The sequence below is a fragment of the Variovorax paradoxus genome (assembly GCF_022009635.1).
Taxonomy (GTDB): domain Bacteria; phylum Pseudomonadota; class Gammaproteobacteria; order Burkholderiales; family Burkholderiaceae_C; genus Variovorax.
Window position 1 is genome coordinate 2,200,060 of sequence record NZ_CP091716.1, and the last position, 23,891, is coordinate 2,223,950.

The following is a 23,891-nucleotide window of genomic DNA, read 5'->3' on the forward strand; positions in this document are numbered from 1 at the left end:
CTTTTGGGAACGGCCTTGAGCAATATCGTGATCGCCACGCGCGAAAGCCGGCTGGCCTTGTGGCAAGCCGAACACGTGCAGGCGCTTCTGCAGGAAAGAGGCCACACGGTCAGCCTGCTGGGCATCACCACCACCGGCGACCAGATCCTCGACCGCACGCTGAGCAAGGTGGGCGGCAAGGGCCTGTTCGTGAAGGAACTGGAACTCGCGCTCGAAGAAGGGCGCGCCGACATCGCCGTCCATTCGCTCAAGGACGTGCCGATGGATCTTCCCCAAGGCTTCGCGCTGCCTTGCGTGCTGGAGCGCGAAGACCCGCGCGACGCGCTCGTCTCCCCCCGTTTTGCCTCGCTCGACCAACTGCCGCGGGGCGCGGTGGTCGGCACCTCCAGCCTGCGCCGTGTGGCGCTGCTGCGCGCGCTGCGGCCCGACCTGCGCATCGAGCCGCTGCGCGGCAATCTCGACACCCGCCTGCGCAAGCTGGACGAAGGCCAGTACGACGCCATCGTGCTGGCGGCCGCCGGACTCAAGCGGCTGGGGCTCGAAAGCCGCATCCGCGTGGCCTTCGATCCCGACACCATGCTGCCCGCAGCGGGGCAGGGCGCCCTGGGCGTCGAGGTGCGGGCGGACCGCGCCGACCTCATCGAACTGCTTGCTTCCATCACCCACAGGGGCGACTGGCTTTCCACCGCCGCCGAGCGCGCCGTGAGCCGTGCCATGGGCGGCAGCTGCTCCATGCCGCTGGCGGCCCATGCCCGCTGGCAGGCCGACGGCGCGCTGCGCATCGATGCCGCCTGGGGCGACCCCGAAGGCAAGGCGCCGCTGGTGAAGGTGCATGCATTGGCGCAGGCCGGCGACTTCACGCAAGCCGACGCGCTCGGCCAACACGCCGCCGCCTTGCTGCGCGAGGCCGGGGCCCACTGATTCCGGTGGTCATCGCATGACCGCCCGTCCCGTCATCGTCACCCGCCCCGAGCGCGAGGCGGCGCAGTGGGTGAGCGAGCTGCGCGCCGCGGGGCTCGACGCGGTGGCATTGCCGCTGATCGTGATCGCGCCGGTGGCGGATGCGCAGCCGCTGCGCGCCGCCTGGCAAAGGCTGGGCAGCTATGCGGCGCTGATGTTCGTGAGCGCCACCGCGGTCGAGCATTTCTTCCAGCATGAAGCACCGGGCATGACGGCCGGCCGCCGCTTCTGGGCCACGGGCCCGGGCACCACGCGCGCCTTGCTGCGCTCGGGCGTGCCGCCGGAACAGATCGACGCACCGCCGCCCGAAGCCACGCGCTTCGATTCCGAGGCGCTGTGGGAGCGCGTGCAAGGCCAGGTGACGGCCGGCGTGCGCGTGCTGATCGTGCGAGGCGGCGACGACTCCGGGCAGCCCGCGGGCCGCGACTGGCTGGCCAGGGAAATCGACGCCGCGGGCGGCTTGCGCGACACCGTGGTCGCCTACCGGCGCCTGCCGCCGTCGCTGGACGTCGTACAACTGCGGATCGCAACGGACGGTGCGCAAGGCCGCGCGATCTGGCTCTTCAGCAGTTCCGAAGCCATCGGCAATCTGCAGCGCGCGATGCCCGGCACCGACTGGCATGCGGCAAGCGCTGTCGCCACGCATGCACGCATCGGCGAAGCCGCGCGCGCCGCGGGTTTCGGGGCGTTGCGTGTGTGCACACCGTTGCAGGATGCGTTGATCGCGTCGATAGAATCCCTCGCATGAGCGCCGCGTCCCCGTCCGACGACCTTTCTCCCCCTTCCGCCGCAACGGTGCCCGTGCCTGCCACTGTCGCCCCCCATCAAACCCCTGCCGCCCAGGCTGCGGGCGCGGTGATTTTGTCGCGTCTCGGATTCGGCCTCGTGGCCTTCATCGCGCTGGTGGCGCTGATCATGGCTATCGCGCTGTGGCAGAAGGTCAGCGGCATGAAGGAGCAGCTGGCGCGCCAGAGCGCCGATGCCCTTTCGCAGTCGATGGAAGCGCGCACGCTGGCGCGCCAGGCCAGCGACACCGTGCGCGACGCCTCGGCCCGCGTGGCACTGGTCGAGACGCGCGTGGCCGAAGTCGCGCTGCAGCGTTCGCAGCTCGAAGAACTCATTCAAAGCCTCTCGCGCTCGCGCGACGAGAATCTCGTGATCGACATCGAATCGGCCGTGCGCCTCGCGCTGCAGCAGGCCCAGGTGACGGGCAGCGTCGAGCCGCTGCTGGCCGCGCTGAAGGCCGGCGACGTGCGCATCTCGCGCGCCGCGCAACCGCGTCTCGCACCCCTGCAGCGCGCCATGCAGCGCGACGCCGACCGCCTGCGCAGCAGCGCCAGCACCGACAACGCCGAGGCACTGCAAAGGCTCGACGAACTGATGCGCGGCGTGGACGACCTGCCCACGCTCAACGCGGTGGCCCTGCGCGGCACCGGTGCCAACGCATGGCAGGCCGAGCCGATTCCCGCCGACGCGCCCTGGTGGCAGCGCATGCTGCTGGCCATTCGCGGCGAGGCGCGCTCGCTGGTGCGCGTGGGCCGCATCCAGAGCCCGGAAGCGGTGCTGCTGGCGCCCGAACAGTCTTACTTCCTGCGCGAGAACCTCAAGCTCAAGCTGCTCAACGCGCGGCTGTCGCTGCTGTCGCGCCAGGTCGATGCCACGCGCACCGAGTTGTCCCAGGTGGCGGCATCGCTCAACCGTTACTTCGACCCCGCGTCGCGCCGCACGCAGGCGGCGGCCACGCTGCTGCAGCAACTGCAGCAACAGGTGAGGACGACCGAGCCGGTGCGCATCGACGACACGCTGGCCGCCCTGGCCACGGCCGCCGCAGGACGTTGACCCGCAAATGCGCGCAGCAATCTGGCTCCTCGCACTGTTCGCCGTCGCCGCGGCAGTCGCTCTTTTCGCAGGCAACAACCAGGGCACCATCACCGTGTTCTGGCCGCCGTGGCGTGTCGATCTCTCGCTGAACCTGGTGCTGGTGATCCTGCTGGTGGCCTTCGTGCTGCTGCATGCCGCGCTGCGGGCCCTGGCGGCGCTGTTCTCGCTGCCCAAGCAGGCGCGCCAATGGCGGCTGCAGCAGAAAGAGCGCACGCTGCATGCGGCGCTGCTCGACGCGATGGTGCAGTTGATCTCGGGCCGCTTCTCGCGTGCACGCAAGGCCGCGCAGGCCGCGCTGACGCAGGAGAAAACGCTGTCGGCGCTCGGCGCCAACCTGCCGCAGGCGCAGCAGGTGCGCGTGCTGTCGCACCTGCTCGCGGCCGAAAGCGCGCAGGCCCTGCAAGACAAGCCGGCGCGCGATGCCCATCTGCAGCAGGCGCTGAACGAAAGCGCCGACCGCACCGTGCTGGCCAGCCCTGAAACGCGCGAAGGCGTGCAACTGCGCGCGGCGCGCTGGGCGCTCGAAGACCGCGACGCGGCCGCCGCACTCGCGCGCCTCGAAGAACTGCCGCAGGGCGCGCAGCGTCGCACGCTCGCGCTGCGGCTGCGCCTCAAGGCTGCTCGCCAGGATCGGCGCACGCTCGAAGCGCTCGAAACCGCGCGCCTGCTGGCCAAGCACCGCGCCTTCTCGGAAGCCGCCGCGCAGAGCATCGTGCGCGGCCTCGCGACCGAACTGCTGGCGGGCGCGCATGACCCGGCGCAGCTGCTGCGCGCCTGGTCCGAACTCGACGCCAACGAACGGCAGATGCCCGAAGTCGCGATCCACGCGGCGCAGCGCATGGTGGCGTTGCGCGGCGACTTGGCGCTGGCACGCGGCTGGCTGTTGCCGGCATGGGAGCACATGGTCGCGAATCCGCGCAGCCTGGGTGATGCCTTGCGCGTCAAGCTGGCACGCGCGCTGGAAGCGGGGCTCGACTCGGTCGACGCCGAATGGCTGGCGCGCATCGAGAGTGCGCAACGCAACAATCCGCGCGACCCCAATCTGCAGTACCTCGCGGGCATGGCCTGCATGAAGCGCCAGCTGTGGGGCAAGGCCCAGCAGCTGCTCATGCAGGCCGGGCTGGGGCTGCAGGACACCGACCTGTACCGTCGTGCCTGGCTTGCACTGGCCCGCCTGGCCGAAGACCGCAATGACACGGCGCAGGCCGCCGAAGCCTGGAAGCGCGCGGCGCAGGTCGAGAGCGCCTGAGCGCACTCAGGAACAGGCGGATTCCTTCGCCGCCTTCAATCCGCAGGCCGGCACCGGCAGCCGGCCATTGCCGAAGACCAGCAGGCTGACCCCGGCCAGCACCCACACGCCGATCGCACCGAAGAGCATCACCCAGCCGAAGCTGTGCATCAGCGCCGCGTGCACGGTGGCGCCTGACGGGTCCACCTGCGACAGCACCGGAAAGCTCTCGCCGAGTGACGCGAAGCTGCCGGCCGCGACCTTCTCCGCCAATGCGCGCAGCTGCGGCGCGTCGAGCGATGCGGACAGCGCGGCCTTCAGGTGCGAATGGACGCCTTCGAGCAGGATGAAGCCCATCACCGCGATGTTGATGGCCAGCGTAATCAGCCGTGCGCTCATGTCCATGCCCGAGGCCATGCCGGCGCGCGTGCTCGGCACCGAGCCGGTCGCGGTGTTGGTGACGGGCGTGTGCGTCAGGCCCAGCCCGATGCCGGCCAGCAGGCAGCCGGGGAGCATGGTGATCCAGCTCGCATCCGCCATGCCGCTGCCCAGGCGCATCGCCATGAAGCCCAGCCCGATGACGAAGAGGCCCAGGGGAATGACCACGCCGGGTCGCCAGCGCAGCGACATCCGCTCCGCCACCGGCGGCATTACCAGCGTGGGCAGCGTGTAGGCCAGCAGGGCGGAGCCGGCGGTGACCGCGTCGTAGCCCAGGGCGCCCTGGAAGTAGATCGGCAGGTAGATCATGAAAGGCCAGAAGCTGAAGTTCATGCCGGCCGAGCCGATCAGCGCGCCCGAGAAATTGCGGATGCGGAACACCGAGAAATCGAACATCGGATGCGGATTGATGATCTCGACCCAAACGAAGACCGCGAAGCTCGCGGCCGACGCGCCGAGGATGCCCAGCGCCAGCGGACTGCCGAAGCCGATGCCCGGCCCCTGCGTGATGAAGTAGGTCAGCCCCAGCACCGCGAGCGACAGCGTGACGATGCCCGGAAGGTCGAGCCGCTGCGCGTCGGGGTCGCTGGACTCGCTCACGCTGCCGAGCACCAGGGCGAGCGCCACGGCGGCCAGCGGAGCGTGGACCAGGAACACCCACTGCCAGTTCGACAGCGCGACGATGGCGCCGCCGACGATCGGCCCGAAGCCCAGCCCCATGCCGAAGACCACGCCCCAGATGGCGAAGGCCTTGCTGCGCTCCTTGCCCTGCTGGAACTGGTGGGAGAGCACCGCGAGCTGGCTGATCAGCATCGCGCCGCCGCTCAGGCCCTGCAGGAAGCGGCTGACGATGAGCAGCCACGCGCTCTGCGAGAGCCCGCAGATCAGCGAGGTGATGCCGAACAGCACGATGCCGATGATGAGGATGCGCTTGCGGCCGTAGCGGTCGGCCAGCGTGCCCGCGGCCATCAGCACCGTGGTGCAGGCGATGGTGTAGGCGTTCATGATCCACTGCATGTCGCTGAAATCGCCCTGCAGTTCTTTTTCGAGCGTGGGAAGAATGACCGGCACGCTGGAGATTTCCAGGCCGAACATGAGGGCGATCAGCGAAATCGCGGCCAGCGCGACCCGGTTCCTGCCGGTGTGGGAGAGAGACATCGAAGCTTTCCGAAAAATGGTTTCGGGGCGATTCTGGTGAAACCCGCTTCATGATGGAAATGATTTAATTTCCTAAAATTCATTAGGATCAATCATTTATCGGATGCCATGGACTTCGACCCCACGCTGCTGCGCGCCTTTGTCGCCGTCAAGGAAACCGGCGGCTTCACGCGCGCGGCGCAGCGGCTGCACCTGACGCAATCCGCCGTCAGCCACCAGATCCGGCGGCTCGAGGAGCAGGTGGGCCGGCCGCTGCTGCACCGCACGACGCGCCGCCTCACCGTCACCGAAGACGGGGAGGACTTTCTTCGCTACGCGCAGCAGATTCTGGACACCCTCGACGAAATGACCCGGCGCTTCCAGCCCTCGCCGATCTCGGGCGTGGTCCGTTTCGGCGCGCCGGACAACTTCATGGGCGACAGGTTGCCGCCGCTGCTGTCGCAGTTCGCGCGCGCCTTTCCGGCCACGCGCATGGAGGTCAGCGTCAGCATGCACCTGGACTTGCGCGCGATGATCCGCGCGGGCGAGCTCGACCTGGCAGTCGTGATGTCGCCGCCCGATTGCGTGGAAGGCACGCGGCTGCGGCGCTCGCAGCTGGTCTGGGTGGCGGCGGAAACCTTCGAGCCGCCGCCCGGCGCCTCGCTGCCGATGGCCTTTTCTCCGAAGCCCTGCGTGAACCGCGAGGTGGCGGGCGCCGCGCTCGATGCCGCGCCCTTCGAATGGCACGTGGTCTTCACGTCGGTGAGCCCGCACGGCATTCGCGCGGCGGTGCTGGCTGGGTTGGCTGTCACGGTGCTGGCGCGCGAGGACGTGGAGCCGGGCATGAAGATCGTCGACGGCCGCTATGGGCTGCCGCCGCTGCCGAGCGTCGATTTCTCGCTGATCTGGAGCGAGAGCGGGCGAACCGAATGCGCCTGCCGCTTCGGCCAGTTGATCCTCGAAATGCCGGACCTGCCGCTTTACGAGAAGGCATAAAAAAACGGCGCCCTGAGGCGCCGTTTTCATTTCCGGGCGGGTTCCGCTCAGAGGGGCTGTTGCTGTTGCTGCTGTTCGAACGGCAGCGACATCGAGCCGAGATCGCGGCGGGTTTCGACCAGCACCAGCGGGCCTTCGTCGAGCACCACCAGCGGCGGGCGCTCGCGCGGCACGTGCACCGGCTTCGGCTCGGCGGCGATGGCGGCGCGTGCTTGCGCGATGCGCTCGGCGTCGGAGTTGACCCACTGCAGGCCCGAGTTCTGGGCGATCTGCGCGAGTTCGTCCAGCGGCAGCTCGAAGGGCTGGACCTTCGGCAGCGCACGGCCGTTGGCGACGGGCGCCGGGGCAGCCACGGGCGCGGCAGCGACCGGCGCGGCGACGACGGCTTCGGCCACGACGGCCTGTTGCTCCGACGCGAGCGGCAGTTGCTGTTGCGGCTGGTGGCGGGGCGCCGGGGCTTCTTCCTGCACGTCGGCCGTCGTCGTTGCGGCTTCCGCCACGGCGACTTCGGCGACTTCGGCGGCTTGTGCGCCGGCTTCGTTTTCGTCGCGCGGACCGCGTTCACGGCGATCGCGGCCGTAACGGTCACGCGAACGGCCACGGCGCTCGTCGCCTTCGCGGCGGGGTGCCTGCTCGTTGCCGGCGTCGTTGGTCTGCTCTACGTCGGCTGCCGCCGCTTCGGCACCGCGTCCGTCGGCTTCGGCTTGCGGTGCGTCGTTGCGGCGCTCGCGGCGGCCGTCGTTGCGTTCGCCGCGCTCGCCGCCACGTTCACCGCGCGGAGCGCGTTGTTCGTCGCGGCCGTTGCGCGGCTGGCGCTCGCCCTGGGCTGCTGCGTCTTCGCCGGCAAGGGCGGTTTCGCCGCGCGGCTGCTGGGCGTCGCCGTTGCGTTCGGCGCGGTCGCTGTTGCGCTCGCCGCGTTCGCCACGCTCATTGCGCTCGCCACGTTCACGGCGTTCGCCGCGGGCGCGCGGTGCGCGTTCGCCTGCATTGCCTTCTTCGCCCGAAGCCAGTTGCTGGGCTTCGAGGTTCAGGTTGCCGTCGAGTGCTTCTGCCGGTGCGTTGCGGCCGTCGCGGCCTTCGCCTTCGCGGCGCTCGCCACGGCCGTTGCGGCGTTGTTCGCCGTCGCGCGGTGCGCGCGCTTCACGCGGCTCGCGGGGTTCACGCTGTTCGCGCGGCTCGCGTTGTTCACGCGGTTGCTGCGGGGCGCCGTCGGCGCGCAGTTCGCTGCTGTTGCGACCTTCACGGCCTTCGCGTCCTTCACGGCGCTCGCCGCCGCGGCCGCCGCGGCGTTCGCCGTCGCGACCACCCGAACGTCCGCCGCCTTCGCCGCGGCCTTCCGCGTTGCGGCCTTCACCGCGACCTTCGCCGCCACGGCCGCCACGGCGCTGTTCGCCGTCGCGCGAGCCGCCGCGTGCTTCACCGTCGCGGCCGGGACGGCCATCGCGGCGGGGCTTCGGCGGTTCGACCGGAATCGCGGCGGGGGCCGGCGCCGGAGCGGGGGCCGGCGTGCCGCCGAACAGGTTCTTGATCCAGGAGAAGAAGCCGGTCTGCGCCGGAACCGGCGCGGTAACCACAGGCGGAGCGACCGGTGCGGGTGCCGCGGCAGCGGGTGCGCGCACGGCTTCGGGCTTGGGCGGCACCACGGGCGCGGGCGCGTCGGGCAGCACGCCCTTGATGACCGGCGTCTGCTTGTTGGTGGGCTCTTGCGAACGGCGGGTGACGGAGGTCGGGTCTTCGATCTCGTCGGCCATCTTGTAGCTGGCTTCGATGTGGTCGAGGCGCGGGTCGTCGTGCTTCAGGCGCTCGAGCTTGTAGTTCGGCGTTTCGAGCGTCTTGTTGGGCACCATCAGCACGGTGACGCGCTGCTTGAGCTCGATCTTGGCGATTTCGGGGCGCTTTTCGTTCAGCAGGAACGAAGCGACTTCCACCGGCACCTGCACATGCACGGCGGCCGTGTTGTCCTTCATGGACTCTTCCTGAATGATGCGCAGGATCTGCAGCGCGCTCGATTCGGTGTCGCGGATGTGGCCCGAGCCGCCGCAACGGGGGCAGGGGATCGACGAACCTTCGGAGAGGGCCGGCTTCAGGCGCTGGCGGCTCATTTCCATCAGGCCGAACTTGCTGATCGAGCCGAACTGCACGCGGGCGCGGTCCTGCCGCAGCGCGTCGCGCAGGCGGCTTTCGACTTCGCGGCGGTTCTTCGACTCGTCCATGTCGATGAAGTCGATGACGATCAGGCCGCCCAGGTCGCGCAGGCGCATCTGGCGGGCGACTTCGTCGGCGGCTTCGAGGTTGGTGCGGGTGGCGGTCTCCTCGATGTCGCCGCCCTTGATGGCGCGGGCCGAGTTCACGTCGACCGAAACCAGCGCTTCGGTGTGGTCGATCACGATGGCGCCGCCCGAAGGCAGCTGCACGGTGCGGGCGTAGGCCGACTCGATCTGGTGCTCGATCTGGAAGCGGCTGAACAGGGCTGCGTCGTCGCGGTAGCGCTTCACGCGGGCGGCATGCTCGGGCATGACGTGCGCCATGAACTGCTGCGCCTGGTCGTAGATGTCGTCGGTGTCGATCAGGATGTCGCCGATGTCGTGATTGAAGTAGTCACGGATGGCGCGGATGACGAGCGAGGATTCCTGGTAGATCAGGAAGGCGCCCTTGCCGCCCTTGGCCGCGCCGTCGATGGCGCTCCAGAGCTTGAGCAGGTAGTTCAGGTCCCACTGGAGTTCGGGCGCCGAGCGGCCGATGCCGGCAGTGCGCGCGATGATGCTCATGCCCTTCGGGTACTCGAGCTGGTCCATCGCCTCCTTGAGTTCGGCGCGGTCGTCGCCCTCGATGCGGCGCGAGACGCCACCGCCACGGGGGTTGTTCGGCATCAGCACGACATAGCGGCCGGCCAGCGAGATGAAGGTGGTGAGGGCCGCGCCCTTGTTGCCGCGTTCTTCCTTTTCGACCTGGACGGTGAGTTCCTGGCCTTCGCGGATCGCGTCCTGGATGCGGGCCTGGCTGGCCGACACGCCTTCGGCGAAATATTGCTTGGAGATTTCCTTGAACGGCAGGAAGCCGTGGCGGTCTTCGCCGTAGTCGACGAAACAGGCTTCGAGCGAGGGCTCGACGCGCGTGACGACCGCCTTGTAGATGTTGCCCTTGCGCTGTTCGCGCCCTTCGATTTCGATTTCGTAGTCGAGCAGTTTCTGCCCGTCGACGATGGCCAGGCGGCGTTCTTCGGCCTGCGTGGCATTGATCAGCATCCGCTTCATGATGCGTTGTCCTTATATGTATCGTTCTACCGGCTCTTGACGAGCCAACGATGCACGGACGACGCCCGCGAAACCAGGGAATTGCCGCTTCGGCCCCGGATGCTGTCACTGCCGCGCCAGGCGCGAGCAGGCCTCTCGAGCGTTAGCTCAAGAAGACAGCCGGGGTGGGGGCGCGTGGATGGGCGCGAGCCAGATTCGGTGTTGAGTAGCTATCTTTTTGATAGCCGGTTGCGCAATGGTGGCGCGCGCTGCGGGCGATCCAATGCCTGAGGCCACTGGCATCAGCCAGCGCAGGCACATTTGAATCAGCAGCATCAACACAACAAGGGACTCGCTTCGATCCGCCGGCAGCTTGGTCAGCTGCAGGCTGGGGTATTCCGTATCGGTGTTTCGTGGGTGTCGGCTTGACTCGGGTGCCGGGCCTGCCACTTTGCGCAATTGCGCGGGGTTTGCAGCTCGGCGCCAAAGCGGCATCGACCTCACAGCGCCGCCCTGGGTATTTGATGGCAGTGGACTAAACTTCTGTCTAATCAAGCACTTACATGACCGCGCTGGTGAAAAACATTATAGGTGCGAAGCAGAGCCCCGCGGCTGCTCCAAATCCCGCAGACCAAAATGCCTCAGGTGAGCCCGGGGCACCGAATGCGGCCATCAAATTCCTCACGGTCGATGCCGAATCCGCCGGGCAGCGGCTCGACAATTTTCTGTTCCGCCATCTGAAAGGCGTGCCCAAGACGCATGTCTACCGGATCATCCGTTCGGGCGAGGTGCGCATCAACAAGGGCCGCGTGCAGGCCGAAACCCGCATCGAGGCGGGCGACGTGCTGCGGCTGCCGCCGATCCGGATTTCCGCGCGCGCGGAAGATGGCGCCACCCCGCCCGCGCCAGCGCGCGAGTTCCCGGTGCTGCTGGAGGACGACGCCGTCCTGGCCATCGACAAGCCGGCCGGCGTGGCCGTGCACGGCGGCAGCGGCGTGAGCTTCGGTGTGATCGAGCAATTGCGCACGGCGCGGCCGGGCGCCAAGTTCCTGGAACTGGTGCACCGGCTCGACCGCGAAACCTCCGGCATCCTGCTGGTCGCCAAGAAGCGCAGCGCGCTGGTCGCCTTGCAAGACCAGTTCCGCGAACGCGAGACCGGCAAGACCTATCTGGCGCTGGTCGAGGGCGCGTGGCCCGCCAACAAGAAGGTGCTCGACGCGCCGCTGGCCAAGTACCTGCTGCCCGACGGTTCGGGCGCCGGTGCGGGCGAGCGCCGCGTGCGCGTGGTCGCCAAGGACCATCCGGACGCGATGCGCGCCGTGACGCTGGTGCGCGTGCTGGCGCGGCTCACGCTGCCGGGCGATGCCACGCCGATGTCATTGCTGGCCGTGACCATCAAGACCGGGCGCACTCACCAGATCCGCGTGCACCTCGCGTCGGCGGGCCATCCGATCGCCGGCGACGACAAGTACGGCGAATCCGATCGCCAGCGCGCCCTGCAGAAAATCGGCCTCAAGCGCATGTTCCTGCATGCCTGGCGCCTGCAATTCAACCATCCGGCCAGCGGAGAACGCGTGGCGCTGCAGGCCGGCCTGCCGCCCGAACTGAATACGCTGATGCCGCCCACCGCCCTCGAGGCAATGGCCCAACACCCCACTCCCACGGCCCATGACTGACGCTTCCCGACCTCTACGCTTCGACCTGATCGCTTTCGACTGGGACGGCACCCTCTACGACTCCACGCGCCTGATCGTGCGCTGCATCCAGGCGGCGGTGATCGACGTCGGCGGCGCCAAGCCGAGCGAGAACGACGCCGCCTGGGTCATCGGCCTGGGCCTGGCCGAGGCGCTGGCGCGTGCGGCGCCCGACGTGCCGAAGGAAAAGTATCCCGAGCTGGGGGCGCGCTACCGCTATCACTACCTGCAACACCAGGACGACCTGGTGCTGTTCGACGGCGTGCTGCAGATGCTCGATGCGCTGCGCGCGCGCGGCCACAAGCTGGCCGTGGCCACCGGCAAGTCGCGCCGAGGCCTGAACGAGGCGCTGAAGTCGGTCGCGCTGCGCGACCGCTTCGACGCCTCCCGTACTGCCGACGAGACCTTCGGCAAGCCGCATCCGCGCATGCTGCTGGAGCTGATGGAAGAGCTCGACGTGACGCCCGAACGCACCCTGATGATCGGCGACACCACGCACGACCTGCAGCTGGCGCAGAACGCCGGCTGTGCCAGCGTGGGCGTGAGCTACGGTGCCCACGAGCCCGCCAGCTTCGACGAATTCAAGCCACTGCACGTCGCACACTCGGTGGCCGACCTCGAAGCGTGGCTTATGGGCAACGCCTGAACAACACACCAAAGTGCCGCCATGAGCGAAGAACGCATCCCGCTGTGCAATGCCTCGGACCTGGTCGAGGGCGGCCTCGCCGTGCCTTTCGACGTGATTCATGGCGGTGAAACCTGCCGCGCGTTCGCGGTGCGTTTCGAGGGGTTGCCGCACGCGTTTCTCAATCGATGCAGCCATGTGGCGATGGAAATGGACTTCCAGCCCGACCGCTTCTTCGACGACACAGGCCAGTGGCTGCTGTGCGCCACGCACGGCGCCGTCTACAGGCCCGACACCGGCGAATGCGCGGGCGGCCCCTGCCGCGGCGGCCTCGTGAAGATCGCACTCAGCGAGCATGACGGCGTGGTGCACTGGCATACTGACTGGAACCTCCACCCCCTGACTTTCTGACATGACCGACCCGAACAGAACAGAACCCGCCGGGTTCGAGCCATTTGAGCCGGCCACCCCCAGCAACATGGCCAAAGATCCCACGCAGCGCCCCGGATGGGAGCGCGCCACCCTCGAGAAACTCGCCTTCGCGTCGCTGAACGAGCAGAAGGCCACGCGGCGCTGGAAGACCTTCGTGCGGCTCTCGTGGCTGGCGTTCTTCATCTTCCTGGCCTGGCTGGCGCTGTCGCGCAGTGCGCCGAGCACCGCCAAGACCACGGCCCACACGGCGGTCGTCGAGATCAAGGGCGAGATCGCCAACGGCGGCGACGCCAGCGCCGAGTTCGTGGTCGCCGCCATGAAGACGGCCTTCGAGGACGAAGGCGCCAAGGGCGTGATCCTGCTGATCAACTCGCCCGGCGGCAGCCCGGTGCAGGCCGGCATCATCAATGACGAGATCAAGCGCCTGAAGGCCAAGTACAAGAAGCCGATCTACGCCGTGGTCGAGGAGACCTGCGCTTCGGCCGCCTATTACATTGCCGCCGCCACCGACAAGATCTACGTCGACAAGGCCAGCATCGTGGGCAGCATCGGCGTGCTGATGGACGGCTTCGGCTTCACGGGCGTGATGGAAAAGGTCGGCGTCGAGCGCCGCCTGCTGACGGCCGGCGAGAACAAGGGCTTCCTCGACCCGTTCAGCCCCATGAGCGACGCGCAGCGCGCCCATGCGCAGACCATGCTGAACCAGATCCACGCGCAGTTCATCAACGTGGTCAAGACCGGCCGCGGCGATCGTCTGAAGCTGGACACCCCAGGCCTGTTCAGCGGCCTGTTCTGGAGCGGCGAGCAGGCGGTTGAATACGGCCTGGCCGACCAACTGGGCAACGTCGACTACGTGGCGCGCGAAGTGATCAAGGCCGACGAGGTGATCGACTACACCCGCCGCGACAACGTGGCCGAGAAGCTGGCCAAGAAGTTCGGCGCCTCGATGGCCGAAACCACCGTGCGCCTCATGCACACGGCTCCGGCCCTTCGCTGAGCTTCTATTTGCTTTCGCTGCTGGCGGTGTAGCGCGCGGACGCTGCCAGCGCCACGGCGAAGGCCACGACCACATAGAGCGCGGCGGTCAGCGAGGTCGCCCGTGCCAGCAGGCCGATCACCGCGGGGCCTGCCATGAACCCCAGGTAAGCCACGGCCGAGACCGACGCAATGCCGCGTGCGGGCTCGACGCCCGGCACTCTTGCCGAGGCCGAGAACAGGATCGGCACCACGTTCGCAAAGCCCACGCCCACGCCTGCAAAGCCCACCAGCGCAAGCCACGGCATGTCGGTGACGAGCACGAGCGTCATGGCAGCAGCGGCCAACAGGCCACTGCCTAGCAGCAAGGTGGCCGGGGCGAAGCGGGCACGCATGGCGTCCCCACCGAAGCGCGCTGCCGCCATCGCCGCCGAGAAGCTCGCATACGCCAGCGCCGCCTGCTGCTGCGGGCTGCCGATTTCCTGCTGCATGTAGAGCACGCTCCAGTCGTAGATGGCGCCTTCGGCGATCAGGCCCAGCGCGGCGAGCACGCCCAGCACCGCCAGCGTGCCGCGCGGCAGCAGGAAGCCATGGTCGGCCTCGGTCGCGCCGCTGGTGGCGGGGCGGGGCAGCATGCGCCGCGAAGCCACGGCGACGAGCAGCACCATTGCCGCGGCGACCAGCAGCAGGTGCGCCTGCGGGCCGAGCCCGGCCGCGAGCGCCGCGCTGCCGCTCGCGGCACCGGCCATGCCGCCCAGGCTGAACATGCCGTGCATGCCGCTCATCAAGGGGGTGTCGCCGTGCAGTTCGAGCTGCGCCGCTTCGGTGTTGATGGACACGTCGAACACGCTGGTCACGAGGCCGAAGGCGGCCAATAGTCCCAGCAGCGCCGCATAGCCCGGCATGGCGATGAGGCCAGCCAGCAGCAGCGCGTAGATGCAGCCGCAGACGCCGGCCATGCGGCGCGGGCCGTAGCGGCCGATCCAGCGGCCCGCGCTGGTCAGTCCGACCATCGCCCCGGCGCCGGCTGCCAGCATGGCGAGGCCCAGTTGTGCTTCGTCGATGCCGTAGTGCGACTTGACCGTGGGCACGTGCACGCCCCAGGTCGCGAAGATGAAACCGGCGGAAAAGAATTGCGCGCGCGATGCCCAGCGCGTGGCGGCGGTGATGGCCACCATGGTCAGCGCCCGATCGCGAACACGGCGGGCAGGCGTTCGTCTGTCGTGGGTTGCGGCTTGGCGCGCCAGGATTTCACGGTTTCGCTGCGCACCTGGGCCGTGGCCAGCGTGAGGCCGCGAGCCACCGCGAGGCGGGTGTTGTGCTGGAGCGTCTGTATCAGTGCCTGCAGCAAGGCGGCGTTGCGGTAGGGCGTTTCGATGAAGAGCTGTGTCTGGCCCGACTTGAGCGCCAGGGCTTCGAGTTCGCGGATGCGCGTCTGGCGTTCGACGGCGTCCTGCGGCAGGTAGCCGACGAAAGCGAAGTTCTGGCCGTTGAGCCCGCTTGCCGCGAGGGCCAGCAGCAGCGATACCGGGCCGGTCAATGGAACGACCGAAAGGCCCAGGTCGTGCGCGGCGCGCGCGACCGAGGAACCCGGGTCGGCCACCGCCGGCATCCCGGCTTCGCTGAGCAGGCCGATGTCGTGGCCCTCGAGCGCGGCGGCGAGCAGCGGTCGCGCGTCGAACTGCCCGGCGTGATCGCCTTTCTTGTGCACTTCGCGGGGTAGTTCCTGGATGTTCTGCGCCTGCAGCGGCGCGGCCAGCGGCGTCACCGCGTCGATGCGCTTGAGGTAGGCGCGCGCGGATTTCGCGTTCTCGCAGATCCAGTGGGTGATGCCGGCGGCCGCCTGCAGCGTGCCCAGGGGCAGGGCGTCCTGCAGGGGCGCCTGGGTGTCGCAGCCGAAGTCGAGCGGCGCGGGAACGAGGTAGAGCTTGCCGTGCGTCACAGGAGTTCGACCCCCGCGGCGCGCAGCATGCGGCAGGTGCGGATCAGCGGCAGGCCGACCAGCGCGGTCGGATCGTCGCTGTCTATGGAGTCCAGCAGCGCGATGCCCAGGCCTTCGCTCTTGGCGCTGCCGGCGCAGTCGTAGGGCTGTTCGGCCAGCAGGTATTGCTCGATGGCGGCGTCGCTGAGGTCGCGAAACACCACGCGCACCGGGGCAACATCGCGCTGGACGAAGTCGGTGGCGCGGCAGACGACGGCCACCGCGGTCTGGAAGATCAGCGTCTGGCCGCGCATGCGGCGCAATTGCGCCGTGGCGCGCTGGTGGTCGCCGGGCTTGCCGAGCGCTTCGCCGCCGAGGTCGGCCACCTGGTCGGAGCCGATGACCACGGCTTCGGGAAAGCGGGCGGCGACGGCGTTGGCTTTCTCCAGTGCCAGGCGGGTGGCCAAGGCGTGCGGCGTTTCGCCGGGCAGCGGCGTTTCGTCGACTTCGGGCGACTGCACGTCGAAAGGCAGTCGCAGGCGGGTGAGCAGCTCGCGGCGGTAGCGCGAGGTCGAGGCAAGAATCACAGGGCGTTGCATGGGGATGATTGTGCGTGAGTCGAATGGAATCCTCAGGCATGCACCATGCCGGTGAATCGCCGGGCGCGCTAGACTGGCGCGGATGAAGAGAGAATTTGCCCCCGAACGGCTCAACGTGCCCGCCTTTGCCGCGGCCGCCGCAACCATTGAAGCCGCCGACCCGGTTCCGAACTACGCGCGCCTGACCGCCGAATTGGCAGCGCCTGCGCCCGATGCGGTGGTCGATTGGGTTGCCAGCGGAGAAGAGCGCCCCGGCGCCGACGGCAAGGCCGTTCCCTGGCTGCATCTGGACGCTGAAGCCACGGTGCCGCTGGTCTGCCAGCGCTGCCTGTCGCCGGTCGACACCCTGCTGTCGGTCGACCGCTGGTTCCGTTTCGTGGCCGACGAGGCTGCGGCCGAGGCGGAAGACGAGGAATCGGAGGAAGACCTGCTCGTCGTGAGCCGCGATTTCGACCTTCATGCCCTGATCGAAGACGAGCTGCTGATGGAAATCCCCGTCATGCCCGTCCACGACGTCTGCCCGACGCCCGTCCAGCTGTCGTCCAGCGACGAGGACTTTCAAGCTGCCGAAGAAGCCAAGCCAAACCCGTTCGCGGTGCTCGGCGCGTTGCGTTCGCGCAAGCCCGAAGACGGGTCGGACGAGGGCAAGTAGCCCTTTTCCTCAGGCTGGGCTATAATCATGGGCTTCGCGCGCGCCGCCGTGAGCAGCAATGCAAGTTCTGGGATGCCAGCCATCCTTCTTCATTGCCACCGCTTGAGCCCGCATCCCATCACTCACCTAACAGTCCAGGAGCCATCATGGCCGTCCAGCAAAACAAGAAGTCGCCTTCCAAGCGCGGCATGCACCGTTCCCACAATGCGCTGGTCGTGCCCGGCATCGCCGTTGAGCCGACCACCGGCGAAACGCACCTGCGCCACCACATCAGCCCCAACGGTTTCTACCGTGGCCGTCAGGTGCTCAAGAACAAGTCTGAAGCCTGATCTCGCATCCCAAGGCCAAGGCCCGAAGCTACTTCTGCCGTAGCGTCGGGCCTTTGTTTTGATGGCTACGCCTTCTTCCCCCGAATTCACTGCTGCGCCCGCCGCAATCACGCTCGCCGTCGATTGCATGGGGGGCGATCATGGGCCGCGCGTCACGCTTGCGGCCTGCCGCGCGTTTCTCGAGCGGCACAGCGAGGCTTCGCTGCTGCTGGTCGGTGCGCCGGCCGCGCTCGCGGGCTTCGCCGCGCATCCACGTGCCCGCATCGTCGCCGCCAGCGAGGTGGTGGGCATGGACGATCCGATTGAAATCGCCCTGCGCAAGAAGAAAGATTCTTCGATGCGTGTCGCGATCCAGCAGGTCAAGGACGGTGTCGCCCAGGCGGCTGTTTCGGCCGGCAACACCGGCGCGCTGATGGCCATTGCGCGCTACCTGCTCAAGACCCTCGATGGCATCGACCGGCCTGCAATCGCGCCGCAACTGCCCAACGTCAAGGGCGGGGCGACCACCGTGCTCGACCTGGGCGCGAACGTCGATTGCGATGCTGAAGACCTGCTTCAGTTCGCCGTGCTCGGCTCGGCGCTGGTGTCGGCTCTGACCGGCAACGAGGCGCCTTCGGTCGGTCTGCTCAATATTGGCGAAGAGGCCATCAAGGGCAGCGAGACGATCAAAAAAGCCAGTCAACTGCTGCGTACGGCTGCCAACTCCAAGGATTTGAACTTCTACGGCAACGTGGAAGGTAATGACATTTTCAAGGGCACGACCGACATCGTCGTTTGTGACGGTTTTGTCGGAAATGTGGCGCTGAAGGCCAGCGAAGGTGTGGCTTCGATGATCGGCGAGTTCATTCGCGTCGAATTTTCGCGAAGCGTTTTTACCAAGCTGGCGGCAATTGTTGCTTATCCGGTTCTAAAAGCGTTCAAAAGTCGCTTGGATCATCGTCGGTACAACGGCGCAGCCCTCCTGGGCTTGCGCGGCCTGGTTTTCAAGAGCCATGGCTCGGCCGACGAAGTGGCTTTCGGTCATGCGCTGGATCGCGCTTATGATGCCGCTCGCAACAACCTGCTCGATCGCGTGCGGGCCCGCATCGCCCACGCCGCGCCTTTGCTCGCGCGGCAGGAACCGGCGGCGCCGGTCGACGCGACGGCCCTTCACGTTTGATGACGACCCCTTACTCACGCATTACCGGCACCGGCAGCTATCTGCCCCCACGCCGCGTGACCAACGACGATCTCGCCAAGGAACTGGCGACACGCGGCATCGAGACTTCCGACCAGTGGATCGTCGAGCGCACCGGCATTCACGCGCGTCACTTCGCCGCGCCGGAAGTCACGAGCAGCGATCTCGGCTACGAAGCCGCCAGGCACGCCCTGGAAGCCGCCGGCCGCAAGGCCAGCGATGTCGACCTGATCATTGTCGCGACCTCGACGCCCGACATGGTGTTTCCGTCGTCGGCGGCCATCCTCCAGCACAAGCTCGGCATTGCCGGCTGCCCGGCGTTCGACGTCCAGGCGGTCTGCAGTGGCTTCGTCTACGCGCTGACTGTCGCCGACGCGATGATCCGCACCGGCACCGCGCGCTGCGCGCTGGTGATCGGCGCCGAAGTGTTCTCCCGCATCCTCGACTTCAACGACCGCACCACCTGCGTGCTGTTCGGTGACGGCGCGGGCGCGGTGGTGCTCGAGGCGAGCGAAGAGCCGGGCATCCTGGCCAGCGACCTGCACGCGGACGGCAAGCACGTCGGCATTCTTTGCGTGCCGGGCCATGTCTCCGGCGGCAACGTGCTGGGCACGCCCTTGCTGCACATGGATGGCCAGGCCGTCTTCAAGCTCGCGGTTCGCGTGCTCGAAGAGGCGGCGCGCGCCACGCTGGCCAAGGCCGGCAAGACCGAGGCAGACATCGACTGGCTCATTCCGCACCAGGCCAACATCCGCATCATGGAAGGCACGGCCAGGAAGCTGAAGCTTCCGCGCGAGAAACTGATCGTCACGGTGAACGAACACGGCAACACCTCCGCCGCGTCCATCCCGTTGGCGCTCGACGAGGCCGTGCGCTCCGGCAAGGTGAAGAAAGGCGAAACGCTCATGCTCGAAGGCGTGGGCGGCGGCTTCACCTGGGGCGCGGTGCTATTGAATCTGTAGTGCGTTGCACCGCTCCGAAGAGGGTGGCTGCAATGCGAGACAACGCATAAACAATGAAATCCTTTGCTTTTGTTTTCCCTGGTCAGGGCTCGCAGGCTGTCGGCATGCTCGACGGCTGGGGCGATCATCCGGCCGTGGTCGAAACCCTGCGCGAAGCATCCGAAGCGCTCGGCGAAGACGTCGGCGCGCTGATCAAGAACGGCCCCAAGGAAGAACTGGCGCTCACGACCAACACCCAGCCGGTGATGCTGGTCGCCGGTGTTGCTGCGTGGCGCGCATGGCTGTCCGAAGGCGGCGCAACGCCCGCCGTGGTGGCGGGCCATTCGCTGGGCGAATACTCGGCACTGGTCGCTTCCGGCGTGCTGACGCTGGCGCAGGCCGCGCCGCTGGTGCGCTTCCGCGCGCAAGCGATGCAACAGGCTGTGCCTGTGGGCGTCGGCGCGATGGCGGCCGTGCTCGGCATGGAATCCGGCAAGGTGGTCGCGGGCTGCGCGGAAGCTGCCGCGAGCTTCGGCGCAGGCAGCGCCGAGATCGTCGAGGCGGTGAATTTCAACGACCCGATGCAGACCGTGATCGCCGGCAGTAAGGCCGCCGTCGACAAGGCCTGCGAGCTGCTCAAGGCCAACGGCGCCAAGCGTGCGCTGCTGCTGCCGGTGTCGGCGCCATTCCATTCGAGCCTGATGAAGCCGGCCGCCGAAGCGCTGCGCGAGAAGCTGGCCTCCATCACGCTGTCGGCGCCGCAGATTCCTGTGCTGAACAACATCGACGTCGCCGTCGAAACCGATGCCGACCGCATCCGCGACGCTCTGGTGCGCCAGGCGGCCGGCCCGGTTCGTTGGGTCGAGAGCGTTCAGGCCTTGAAACTGCGCGGTGTAGCCGCCATCATCGAGTGCGGTCCCGGCAAGGTGCTGGCCGGCATGGTGAAGCGCATCGCCCCCGATCTGGAAGCCGCGTCTGTGTACGACCCGGCCACGCTCGCGGACACCCGACAATCGCTCGCCGGCTGACCGGCAAGGCCTCGATACTTTTTCTTATGAGCATTCCCAAATTCGAAGGGCAAGTCGCCCTGGTCACCGGCGCGACGCGTGGCATCGGCGCAGCCATCGCGCTGGAGCTGGCTCAGCGCGGCCTGAAGGTCGTGGGCACCGGCACCACCGACGAGGGCGCGGCCAAGATCACTTCGGCCCTGAGCGCGTATGACGGCCGCGGCCGTGCGCTCGACGTGAACGACGGTGCGGCGGTCGAAGCCCTGGTCGACGAAATCGTCAAGGCTTACGGCGCGATCCACGTGCTGGTGAACAACGCCGGCATCACGCGCGACACGCTCGCTATGCGCATGAAGGACAGCGACTGGGATGCGGTGCTCGACACCAATCTCAAGGCCGTCTTCTCGCTGTCGCGCGCCGTGATTCGTCCGATGATGAAGCAGCGCTATGGCCGCATCATCAGCATCACCAGCGTGGTCGGCGCCTCCGGCAATGCCGGGCAGGCCAACTACGCGGCCGCCAAGGCCGGTGTCGCGGGCATGACCCGCGCCCTGGCCCGCGAACTCGGCAGCCGCAACATCACAGTCAACTGCGTCGCACCCGGTTTCATCGAGACCGACATGACGGCCAGCCTGCCCGAAGCCCAGCAACAGGCGCTGCTGCAGCAGATCCCCCTGGGCCACCTGGGCAAGCCCGCCGACATCGCGCATGCAGTGGCTTATCTCGCATCGCCCCAGGCGTCCTACGTCACGGGGCAGGAGCTGCACGTCAACGGCGGCATGCACATGTAGCCGCAAGGCGCAATCTTTTCCCGTACCGGGTGCGCGGCAAATGCCACAATGCGCCCGGCTAAAATCCACCGATTACCTACAACCCTCAGAGGGAACCAAATGAGCGATATCGAAGCACGTGTCAAGAAAATCATCGCCGAGCAACTCGGCGTGGAAGAGTCCCAAGTGACGAATGAAAAGGCTTTCGTGGCCGACCTCGGCGCCGACTCTCTCGACACGGTCGAACTCGTGATGGCACTCGAAGACGAATTCGGCATCGAAATTCCCGACGAAGATGCCGAGAAGATCACCACGGTGCAAAACGCCGTCGACTACGCCACCAAGAATCAAAAGGCCTGATAGGCCAGCTGACAAGATTGCAACTGCGGCCGGCGGCTTTTACTTGAACCGCACGCGCCGACAGGCAACTGTTCAGCGCTTCCAGAAAGGTTTGCCGGCATGACCAAACGCCGCGTCGTCGTGACCGGGCTCGGTTGCATCGCTCCTGTCGGAAACACCGCAACCGAATCCTGGGCCAACCTGTTGGCCGGGAAGTCGGGCATTGCGAACATCACCGCGTTCGATGCAAGCGCCTTCGCTTGCAAGTTCGCCGGTGAAGTCAAGGGTTTCGACATCACCCAATACATCTCGGAGAAGGAAGCGCGTCACATGGACCGCTTCATTCATCTGGGGCTCGCCGCCGCCATGCAGGCGGTGCAGGACAGCGGACTGCCGACCGGCGAAGCGCTGTCCTATGAAAAGGCCGTGCGCATCGGCTGCAACATCGGCTCGGGCATCGGCGGACTGCCGATGATCGAAGAAACGCACGGCGAGTACGCGAGCCGCGGCCCGCGCCGCATCTCGCCGTTCTTCGTGCCGGCGTCGATCATCAACATGATCTCGGGCCACGTCTCGATCAAGTACGGCTTCAAGGGCCCGAACATCGCGGTCGTCACGGCTTGCACCACCGGCCTTCATGCCATCGGCACGTCGGCACGCATGATCGAGTACGGCGACGCCGACGTGATGATCGCGGGCGGTGCGGAATCGACCATCTCCCCGCTCGGCATCGGCGGCTTCACCGCGCCTCGCGCGCTGAGCACCCGCAACGACGACCCCGCCACGGCTTCGCGTCCCTGGGACAAGGACCGCGACGGTTTCGTGCTGGGCGAGGGCGCCGGCGTGCTGGTGCTCGAGGAGTACGAACACGCCAAGGCGCGCGGCGCCAAGATCTACGCGGAAGTCGCGGGCTTCGGCCTGACCGGCGACGCGTATCACATGACCGCGCCCGACGTCGACGGCCCCCGCCGCTCGATGGCCATGGCACTGGCCAACGCCGGCGTCAATGCCGACCAGGTGCAGTACCTCAACGCGCACGGCACCTCGACGCAGATCGGCGACCTCAACGAGACCAATGCGGTCAAGCTGGCGTTCGGCGACCACGCGAAGAAGCTCGTCGTCAATTCGACCAAGTCCATGACCGGCCACTTGCTGGGCGGCGCGGGCGGCATCGAATCGGTGTTCACGGTCATGGCGCTGCACGAGCAGAAGAGCCCGCCGACCATCAACATCTTCAACCAGGATCCGGAGTGCGATCTCGACTACTGCGCCAACGAGGCGCGCGATCTGAAGATCGATGTCGCGGTCAAGAACAACTTCGGCTTCGGCGGCACCAACGGCACGCTGGTGTTCAAGCGCGCTTGAGCATTGCTCCTTCATGCACAGCGCACCGTCGGTGAACTATCCGGTGGGGCGCTCGCGTGGCGCAACCCGGATTCTCGTTGTCCTGTGGGCCCTGGGCGCCTGCTGCGCGGGCGCGTCCTGCTATCTGTTGGATAGCGCCGGATGGCGCCACCTGCTGCTGGTGCTCAGTGTCGTGTTCGCGGGCGTCGCGGCGGGTTTCGGCCTGCGGCGCGACGGTGCGGGCGTGCTGCATTTCGACGGCCTGCACTGGTCGTTGTCGGGTGCCGATCCGGTGCGCGGCATTCGCAACGCGCGCGTGCTGGTGGCGCTCGATTTCCAGTCGCTGATGCTGCTTCGGCTCACCGAGCCGGGCCGCGCCCGGCGTTGGATCTGGATCGAGCAGCGGGCCATGCCGGAGCGCTGGCGCGACGTGCGCCGTGCGGTATATTCGCGCCCCCCGTCCGCGGAGCCCGCGGGCGACCCGTGGCGCGCGACGGCACCCGCCGACGCGCCCTGAACCTCTGTCGATGACCACCTCTCCGCCGCCAGTGCCGCCGGATTCCGGCCTGACCGACGCGTCCGCCGCGGAAGCGCCGCGTCCGGGCGAGGTCGATTTCCAGCTGGTCCAGCGCACGGTCGCGGGCGACCAGAAGGCGTTCGAGCTGTTGGTCATCAAGTACCAGCGCCGCATCGAGCGCCTGATCGGGCGCATGGTGCGCGATGTCGACCTGATCGAGGATATCGCGCAGGAAACCTTCATTCGTGCCTACCGCGCGCTGCACCAGTTCCGCGGAGAAGCGCAGTTCTACACCTGGCTCTACCGGATCGCCGTCAACACCGCCAAGAAGGCGCTGGTGGACATGAAGCGCGACCCGACCGTTTCCGAGGCCGCCCTGAGGCCTTCTTCTGAGGACGAAGATGAAACTTACCGTCCCGGAAACGAACCAACCACCGACGAAACCCCCGAATCGGTCCTGGCGGCGAACGAAATCGCCAGGGCTGTCGAAGCTGCCATGGAAGCACTCCCCGCCGAGTTGCGCCAGGCGGTCACGCTGCGCGAAATCGAGGGCATGAGTTACGAAGAGATCGCCGAGGTCATGGATTGCCCTATCGGCACGGTGCGTTCGCGTATTTTCCGGGCGCGCGAGGCCATTTCGGCCAGGGTCAAGCCGCTGCTGGACAACCAGTCCGGCAAACGTTGGTAAGTAAGCAG

General features: G+C 67.6%; 24 protein-coding genes. 19 read left to right on the plus strand and 5 right to left on the minus strand.

Annotated elements, in window-relative coordinates; genetic code table 11:
* Nucleotides 1-15 precede the first annotated feature (15 nt).
* Genes hemC through L3V85_RS10255 form a run of 4 tightly spaced genes read left to right on the plus strand, consistent with a single transcriptional unit; the run spans nt 16 to nt 4,090 of the window.
* Nucleotides 16-921: a hydroxymethylbilane synthase gene (hemC, locus tag L3V85_RS10240; protein ID WP_237679198.1), complete on the plus strand. Its 906-nt coding sequence runs from the start codon at nt 16-18 to the stop codon at nt 919-921.
* 16 nt (nt 922-937) lie between these two features.
* Nucleotides 938-1,708 carry a uroporphyrinogen-III synthase gene (locus L3V85_RS10245; protein WP_237679199.1) on the plus strand — a complete coding sequence of 257 codons (771 nt, stop codon included), beginning with the start codon at nt 938-940 and terminating at the stop codon, nt 1,706-1,708.
* Nucleotides 1,705-2,799, plus strand: a complete 1,095-nt coding sequence (locus tag L3V85_RS10250) for a uroporphyrinogen-III C-methyltransferase (RefSeq protein WP_237679200.1) — start codon at nt 1,705-1,707, stop codon at nt 2,797-2,799. Before L3V85_RS10245 ends, L3V85_RS10250 begins: the two co-directional genes overlap by 4 nt.
* 7 nt (nt 2,800-2,806) lie before the next feature.
* The gene (locus tag L3V85_RS10255; protein ID WP_237679201.1) at nt 2,807-4,090 is read left to right on the plus strand and encodes a heme biosynthesis protein HemY; all 1,284 of its coding nucleotides are present in this window, start codon (nt 2,807-2,809) and stop codon (nt 4,088-4,090) included.
* Between the two features lie 6 nt (nt 4,091-4,096).
* Here L3V85_RS10255 and L3V85_RS10260 read toward each other — a convergent pair whose 3' ends face one another.
* On the minus strand, nt 4,097-5,665 hold the full coding sequence (locus tag L3V85_RS10260; protein WP_237679202.1) for an MFS transporter: 1,569 nt from the start codon (nt 5,663-5,665) through the stop codon (nt 4,097-4,099).
* 108 nt (nt 5,666-5,773) lie between these two features.
* On the opposite strand from L3V85_RS10260, the gene L3V85_RS10265 reads away from it, so the two are divergent.
* Complete coding sequence (locus L3V85_RS10265; protein ID WP_237679203.1) at nt 5,774-6,640, plus strand: LysR family transcriptional regulator; 867 nt, start codon at nt 5,774-5,776, stop codon at nt 6,638-6,640.
* A 47-nt stretch (nt 6,641-6,687) separates the two neighbouring features.
* On the opposite strand, the gene L3V85_RS10270 is transcribed toward L3V85_RS10265, so the two are convergent.
* On the minus strand, nt 6,688-9,894 hold the full coding sequence (locus tag L3V85_RS10270; RefSeq protein WP_237679204.1) for an Rne/Rng family ribonuclease: 3,207 nt from the start codon (nt 9,892-9,894) through the stop codon (nt 6,688-6,690).
* A 554-nt stretch (nt 9,895-10,448) separates the two neighbouring features.
* Between L3V85_RS10270 and L3V85_RS10275 the strand changes: the two genes are divergently transcribed.
* The 4 genes from L3V85_RS10275 to L3V85_RS10290 are packed head-to-tail and all read left to right on the plus strand — an operon-like array spanning nt 10,449 to nt 13,621.
* The gene (locus tag L3V85_RS10275; protein WP_237679205.1) at nt 10,449-11,549 is read left to right on the plus strand and encodes an RluA family pseudouridine synthase; all 1,101 of its coding nucleotides are present in this window, start codon (nt 10,449-10,451) and stop codon (nt 11,547-11,549) included.
* Nucleotides 11,542-12,213: an HAD family hydrolase gene (locus L3V85_RS10280; protein ID WP_237679206.1), complete on the plus strand. Its 672-nt coding sequence runs from the start codon at nt 11,542-11,544 to the stop codon at nt 12,211-12,213. The genes L3V85_RS10275 and L3V85_RS10280 overlap by 8 nt, the downstream gene beginning before the upstream one ends.
* A gap of 21 nt (nt 12,214-12,234) precedes the next feature.
* On the plus strand, nt 12,235-12,603 hold the full coding sequence (locus tag L3V85_RS10285; RefSeq protein ID WP_237679207.1) for a Rieske (2Fe-2S) protein: 369 nt from the start codon (nt 12,235-12,237) through the stop codon (nt 12,601-12,603).
* A gap of 1 nt (nt 12,604) precedes the next feature.
* Entirely contained in the window at nt 12,605-13,621 is a 1,017-nt protein-coding gene (locus tag L3V85_RS10290; protein WP_237679208.1) for a S49 family peptidase, read from the plus strand.
* A 4-nt stretch (nt 13,622-13,625) separates the two neighbouring features.
* On the opposite strand, the gene L3V85_RS10295 is transcribed toward L3V85_RS10290, so the two are convergent.
* From L3V85_RS10295 to L3V85_RS10305, 3 genes are read right to left on the minus strand one after another with little or no spacing between them, the layout of a single operon-like run.
* Entirely contained in the window at nt 13,626-14,777 is a 1,152-nt protein-coding gene (locus L3V85_RS10295) for an MFS transporter (protein ID WP_237679209.1), read from the minus strand.
* 2 nt (nt 14,778-14,779) lie between these two features.
* Nucleotides 14,780-15,541 (minus strand): SAM-dependent methyltransferase, encoded by a 762-nt coding sequence (locus L3V85_RS10300; RefSeq protein WP_237679210.1) that lies wholly within the window; start codon nt 15,539-15,541, stop codon nt 14,780-14,782.
* Nucleotides 15,538-16,119, minus strand: a complete 582-nt coding sequence (locus tag L3V85_RS10305; protein ID WP_237679211.1) for a Maf family protein — start codon at nt 16,117-16,119, stop codon at nt 15,538-15,540. The genes L3V85_RS10300 and L3V85_RS10305 overlap by 4 nt, the downstream gene beginning before the upstream one ends.
* An 82-nt stretch (nt 16,120-16,201) precedes the next feature.
* Here L3V85_RS10305 and L3V85_RS10310 point away from each other — a divergent pair, with 82 nt between their 5' ends.
* From L3V85_RS10310 to rpoE, 10 genes are all read left to right on the plus strand, one after another.
* Entirely contained in the window at nt 16,202-16,771 is a 570-nt protein-coding gene (locus L3V85_RS10310) for a YceD family protein (protein WP_237679212.1), read from the plus strand.
* A gap of 146 nt (nt 16,772-16,917) precedes the next feature.
* A complete protein-coding gene (gene rpmF, locus L3V85_RS10315; protein ID WP_007830466.1) occupies nt 16,918-17,100 on the plus strand; it encodes a 50S ribosomal protein L32 in 183 nt (60 codons plus the stop codon).
* 61 nt (nt 17,101-17,161) lie between these two features.
* Nucleotides 17,162-18,259, plus strand: a complete 1,098-nt coding sequence (gene plsX / locus L3V85_RS10320; RefSeq protein ID WP_272934782.1) for a phosphate acyltransferase PlsX — start codon at nt 17,162-17,164, stop codon at nt 18,257-18,259.
* On the plus strand, nt 18,259-19,239 hold the full coding sequence (locus tag L3V85_RS10325) for a beta-ketoacyl-ACP synthase III (protein ID WP_237679213.1): 981 nt from the start codon (nt 18,259-18,261) through the stop codon (nt 19,237-19,239). The genes plsX and L3V85_RS10325 overlap by 1 nt, the downstream gene beginning before the upstream one ends.
* A 53-nt stretch (nt 19,240-19,292) precedes the next feature.
* Entirely contained in the window at nt 19,293-20,246 is a 954-nt protein-coding gene (gene fabD, locus L3V85_RS10330) for an ACP S-malonyltransferase (RefSeq protein ID WP_237679214.1), read from the plus strand.
* A 26-nt stretch (nt 20,247-20,272) separates the two neighbouring features.
* Nucleotides 20,273-21,016 carry a 3-oxoacyl-ACP reductase FabG gene (fabG, locus tag L3V85_RS10335; protein WP_106935307.1) on the plus strand — a complete coding sequence of 248 codons (744 nt, stop codon included), beginning with the start codon at nt 20,273-20,275 and terminating at the stop codon, nt 21,014-21,016.
* A gap of 99 nt (nt 21,017-21,115) precedes the next feature.
* Nucleotides 21,116-21,355, plus strand: a complete 240-nt coding sequence (gene acpP, locus L3V85_RS10340) for an acyl carrier protein (RefSeq protein WP_007830471.1) — start codon at nt 21,116-21,118, stop codon at nt 21,353-21,355.
* A gap of 99 nt (nt 21,356-21,454) precedes the next feature.
* Nucleotides 21,455-22,699: a beta-ketoacyl-ACP synthase II gene (fabF, locus tag L3V85_RS10345; protein WP_237679215.1), complete on the plus strand. Its 1,245-nt coding sequence runs from the start codon at nt 21,455-21,457 to the stop codon at nt 22,697-22,699.
* A 127-nt stretch (nt 22,700-22,826) separates the two neighbouring features.
* Nucleotides 22,827-23,195, plus strand: a complete 369-nt coding sequence (locus L3V85_RS10350) for a hypothetical protein (protein WP_237679216.1) — start codon at nt 22,827-22,829, stop codon at nt 23,193-23,195.
* Nucleotides 23,196-23,205: 10 nt separating this feature from the next.
* Nucleotides 23,206-23,883: an RNA polymerase sigma factor RpoE gene (rpoE, locus tag L3V85_RS10355; RefSeq protein ID WP_237679217.1), complete on the plus strand. Its 678-nt coding sequence runs from the start codon at nt 23,206-23,208 to the stop codon at nt 23,881-23,883.
* Nucleotides 23,884-23,891: the final 8 nt, after the last annotated feature.

What these genes read in the sequence shown, in the direction of transcription:
- L3V85_RS10325 (WP_237679213.1), top strand. Translation starts at nt 18,259, where the DNA reads ATGACGACCCCTTACTCACGCATTACCGGCACCGGCAGCTATCTGCCC.
- L3V85_RS10270 (WP_237679204.1), bottom strand. Translation starts at nt 9,894, where the DNA reads ATGAAGCGGATGCTGATCAATGCCACGCAGGCCGAAGAACGCCGCCTG.
- L3V85_RS10310 (WP_237679212.1), top strand. Translation starts at nt 16,202, where the DNA reads ATGAAGAGAGAATTTGCCCCCGAACGGCTCAACGTGCCCGCCTTTGCC.
- L3V85_RS10250 (WP_237679200.1), top strand. Translation starts at nt 1,705, where the DNA reads ATGAGCGCCGCGTCCCCGTCCGACGACCTTTCTCCCCCTTCCGCCGCA.
- L3V85_RS10245 (WP_237679199.1), top strand. Translation starts at nt 938, where the DNA reads ATGACCGCCCGTCCCGTCATCGTCACCCGCCCCGAGCGCGAGGCGGCG.
- fabG (WP_106935307.1), top strand. Translation starts at nt 20,273, where the DNA reads ATGAGCATTCCCAAATTCGAAGGGCAAGTCGCCCTGGTCACCGGCGCG.
- rpmF (WP_007830466.1), top strand. Translation starts at nt 16,918, where the DNA reads ATGGCCGTCCAGCAAAACAAGAAGTCGCCTTCCAAGCGCGGCATGCAC.
- fabF (WP_237679215.1), top strand. Translation starts at nt 21,455, where the DNA reads ATGACCAAACGCCGCGTCGTCGTGACCGGGCTCGGTTGCATCGCTCCT.
- fabD (WP_237679214.1), top strand. Translation starts at nt 19,293, where the DNA reads ATGAAATCCTTTGCTTTTGTTTTCCCTGGTCAGGGCTCGCAGGCTGTC.
- rpoE (WP_237679217.1), top strand. Translation starts at nt 23,206, where the DNA reads ATGACCACCTCTCCGCCGCCAGTGCCGCCGGATTCCGGCCTGACCGAC.
- L3V85_RS10305 (WP_237679211.1), bottom strand. Translation starts at nt 16,119, where the DNA reads ATGCAACGCCCTGTGATTCTTGCCTCGACCTCGCGCTACCGCCGCGAG.
- L3V85_RS10285 (WP_237679207.1), top strand. Translation starts at nt 12,235, where the DNA reads ATGAGCGAAGAACGCATCCCGCTGTGCAATGCCTCGGACCTGGTCGAG.
- L3V85_RS10255 (WP_237679201.1), top strand. Translation starts at nt 2,807, where the DNA reads ATGCGCGCAGCAATCTGGCTCCTCGCACTGTTCGCCGTCGCCGCGGCA.
- acpP (WP_007830471.1), top strand. Translation starts at nt 21,116, where the DNA reads ATGAGCGATATCGAAGCACGTGTCAAGAAAATCATCGCCGAGCAACTC.
- L3V85_RS10295 (WP_237679209.1), bottom strand. Translation starts at nt 14,777, where the DNA reads ATGGTGGCCATCACCGCCGCCACGCGCTGGGCATCGCGCGCGCAATTC.
- L3V85_RS10265 (WP_237679203.1), top strand. Translation starts at nt 5,774, where the DNA reads ATGGACTTCGACCCCACGCTGCTGCGCGCCTTTGTCGCCGTCAAGGAA.
- L3V85_RS10290 (WP_237679208.1), top strand. Translation starts at nt 12,605, where the DNA reads ATGACCGACCCGAACAGAACAGAACCCGCCGGGTTCGAGCCATTTGAG.
- L3V85_RS10260 (WP_237679202.1), bottom strand. Translation starts at nt 5,665, where the DNA reads ATGTCTCTCTCCCACACCGGCAGGAACCGGGTCGCGCTGGCCGCGATT.
- L3V85_RS10280 (WP_237679206.1), top strand. Translation starts at nt 11,542, where the DNA reads ATGACTGACGCTTCCCGACCTCTACGCTTCGACCTGATCGCTTTCGAC.
- plsX (WP_272934782.1), top strand. Translation starts at nt 17,162, where the DNA reads ATGGCTACGCCTTCTTCCCCCGAATTCACTGCTGCGCCCGCCGCAATC.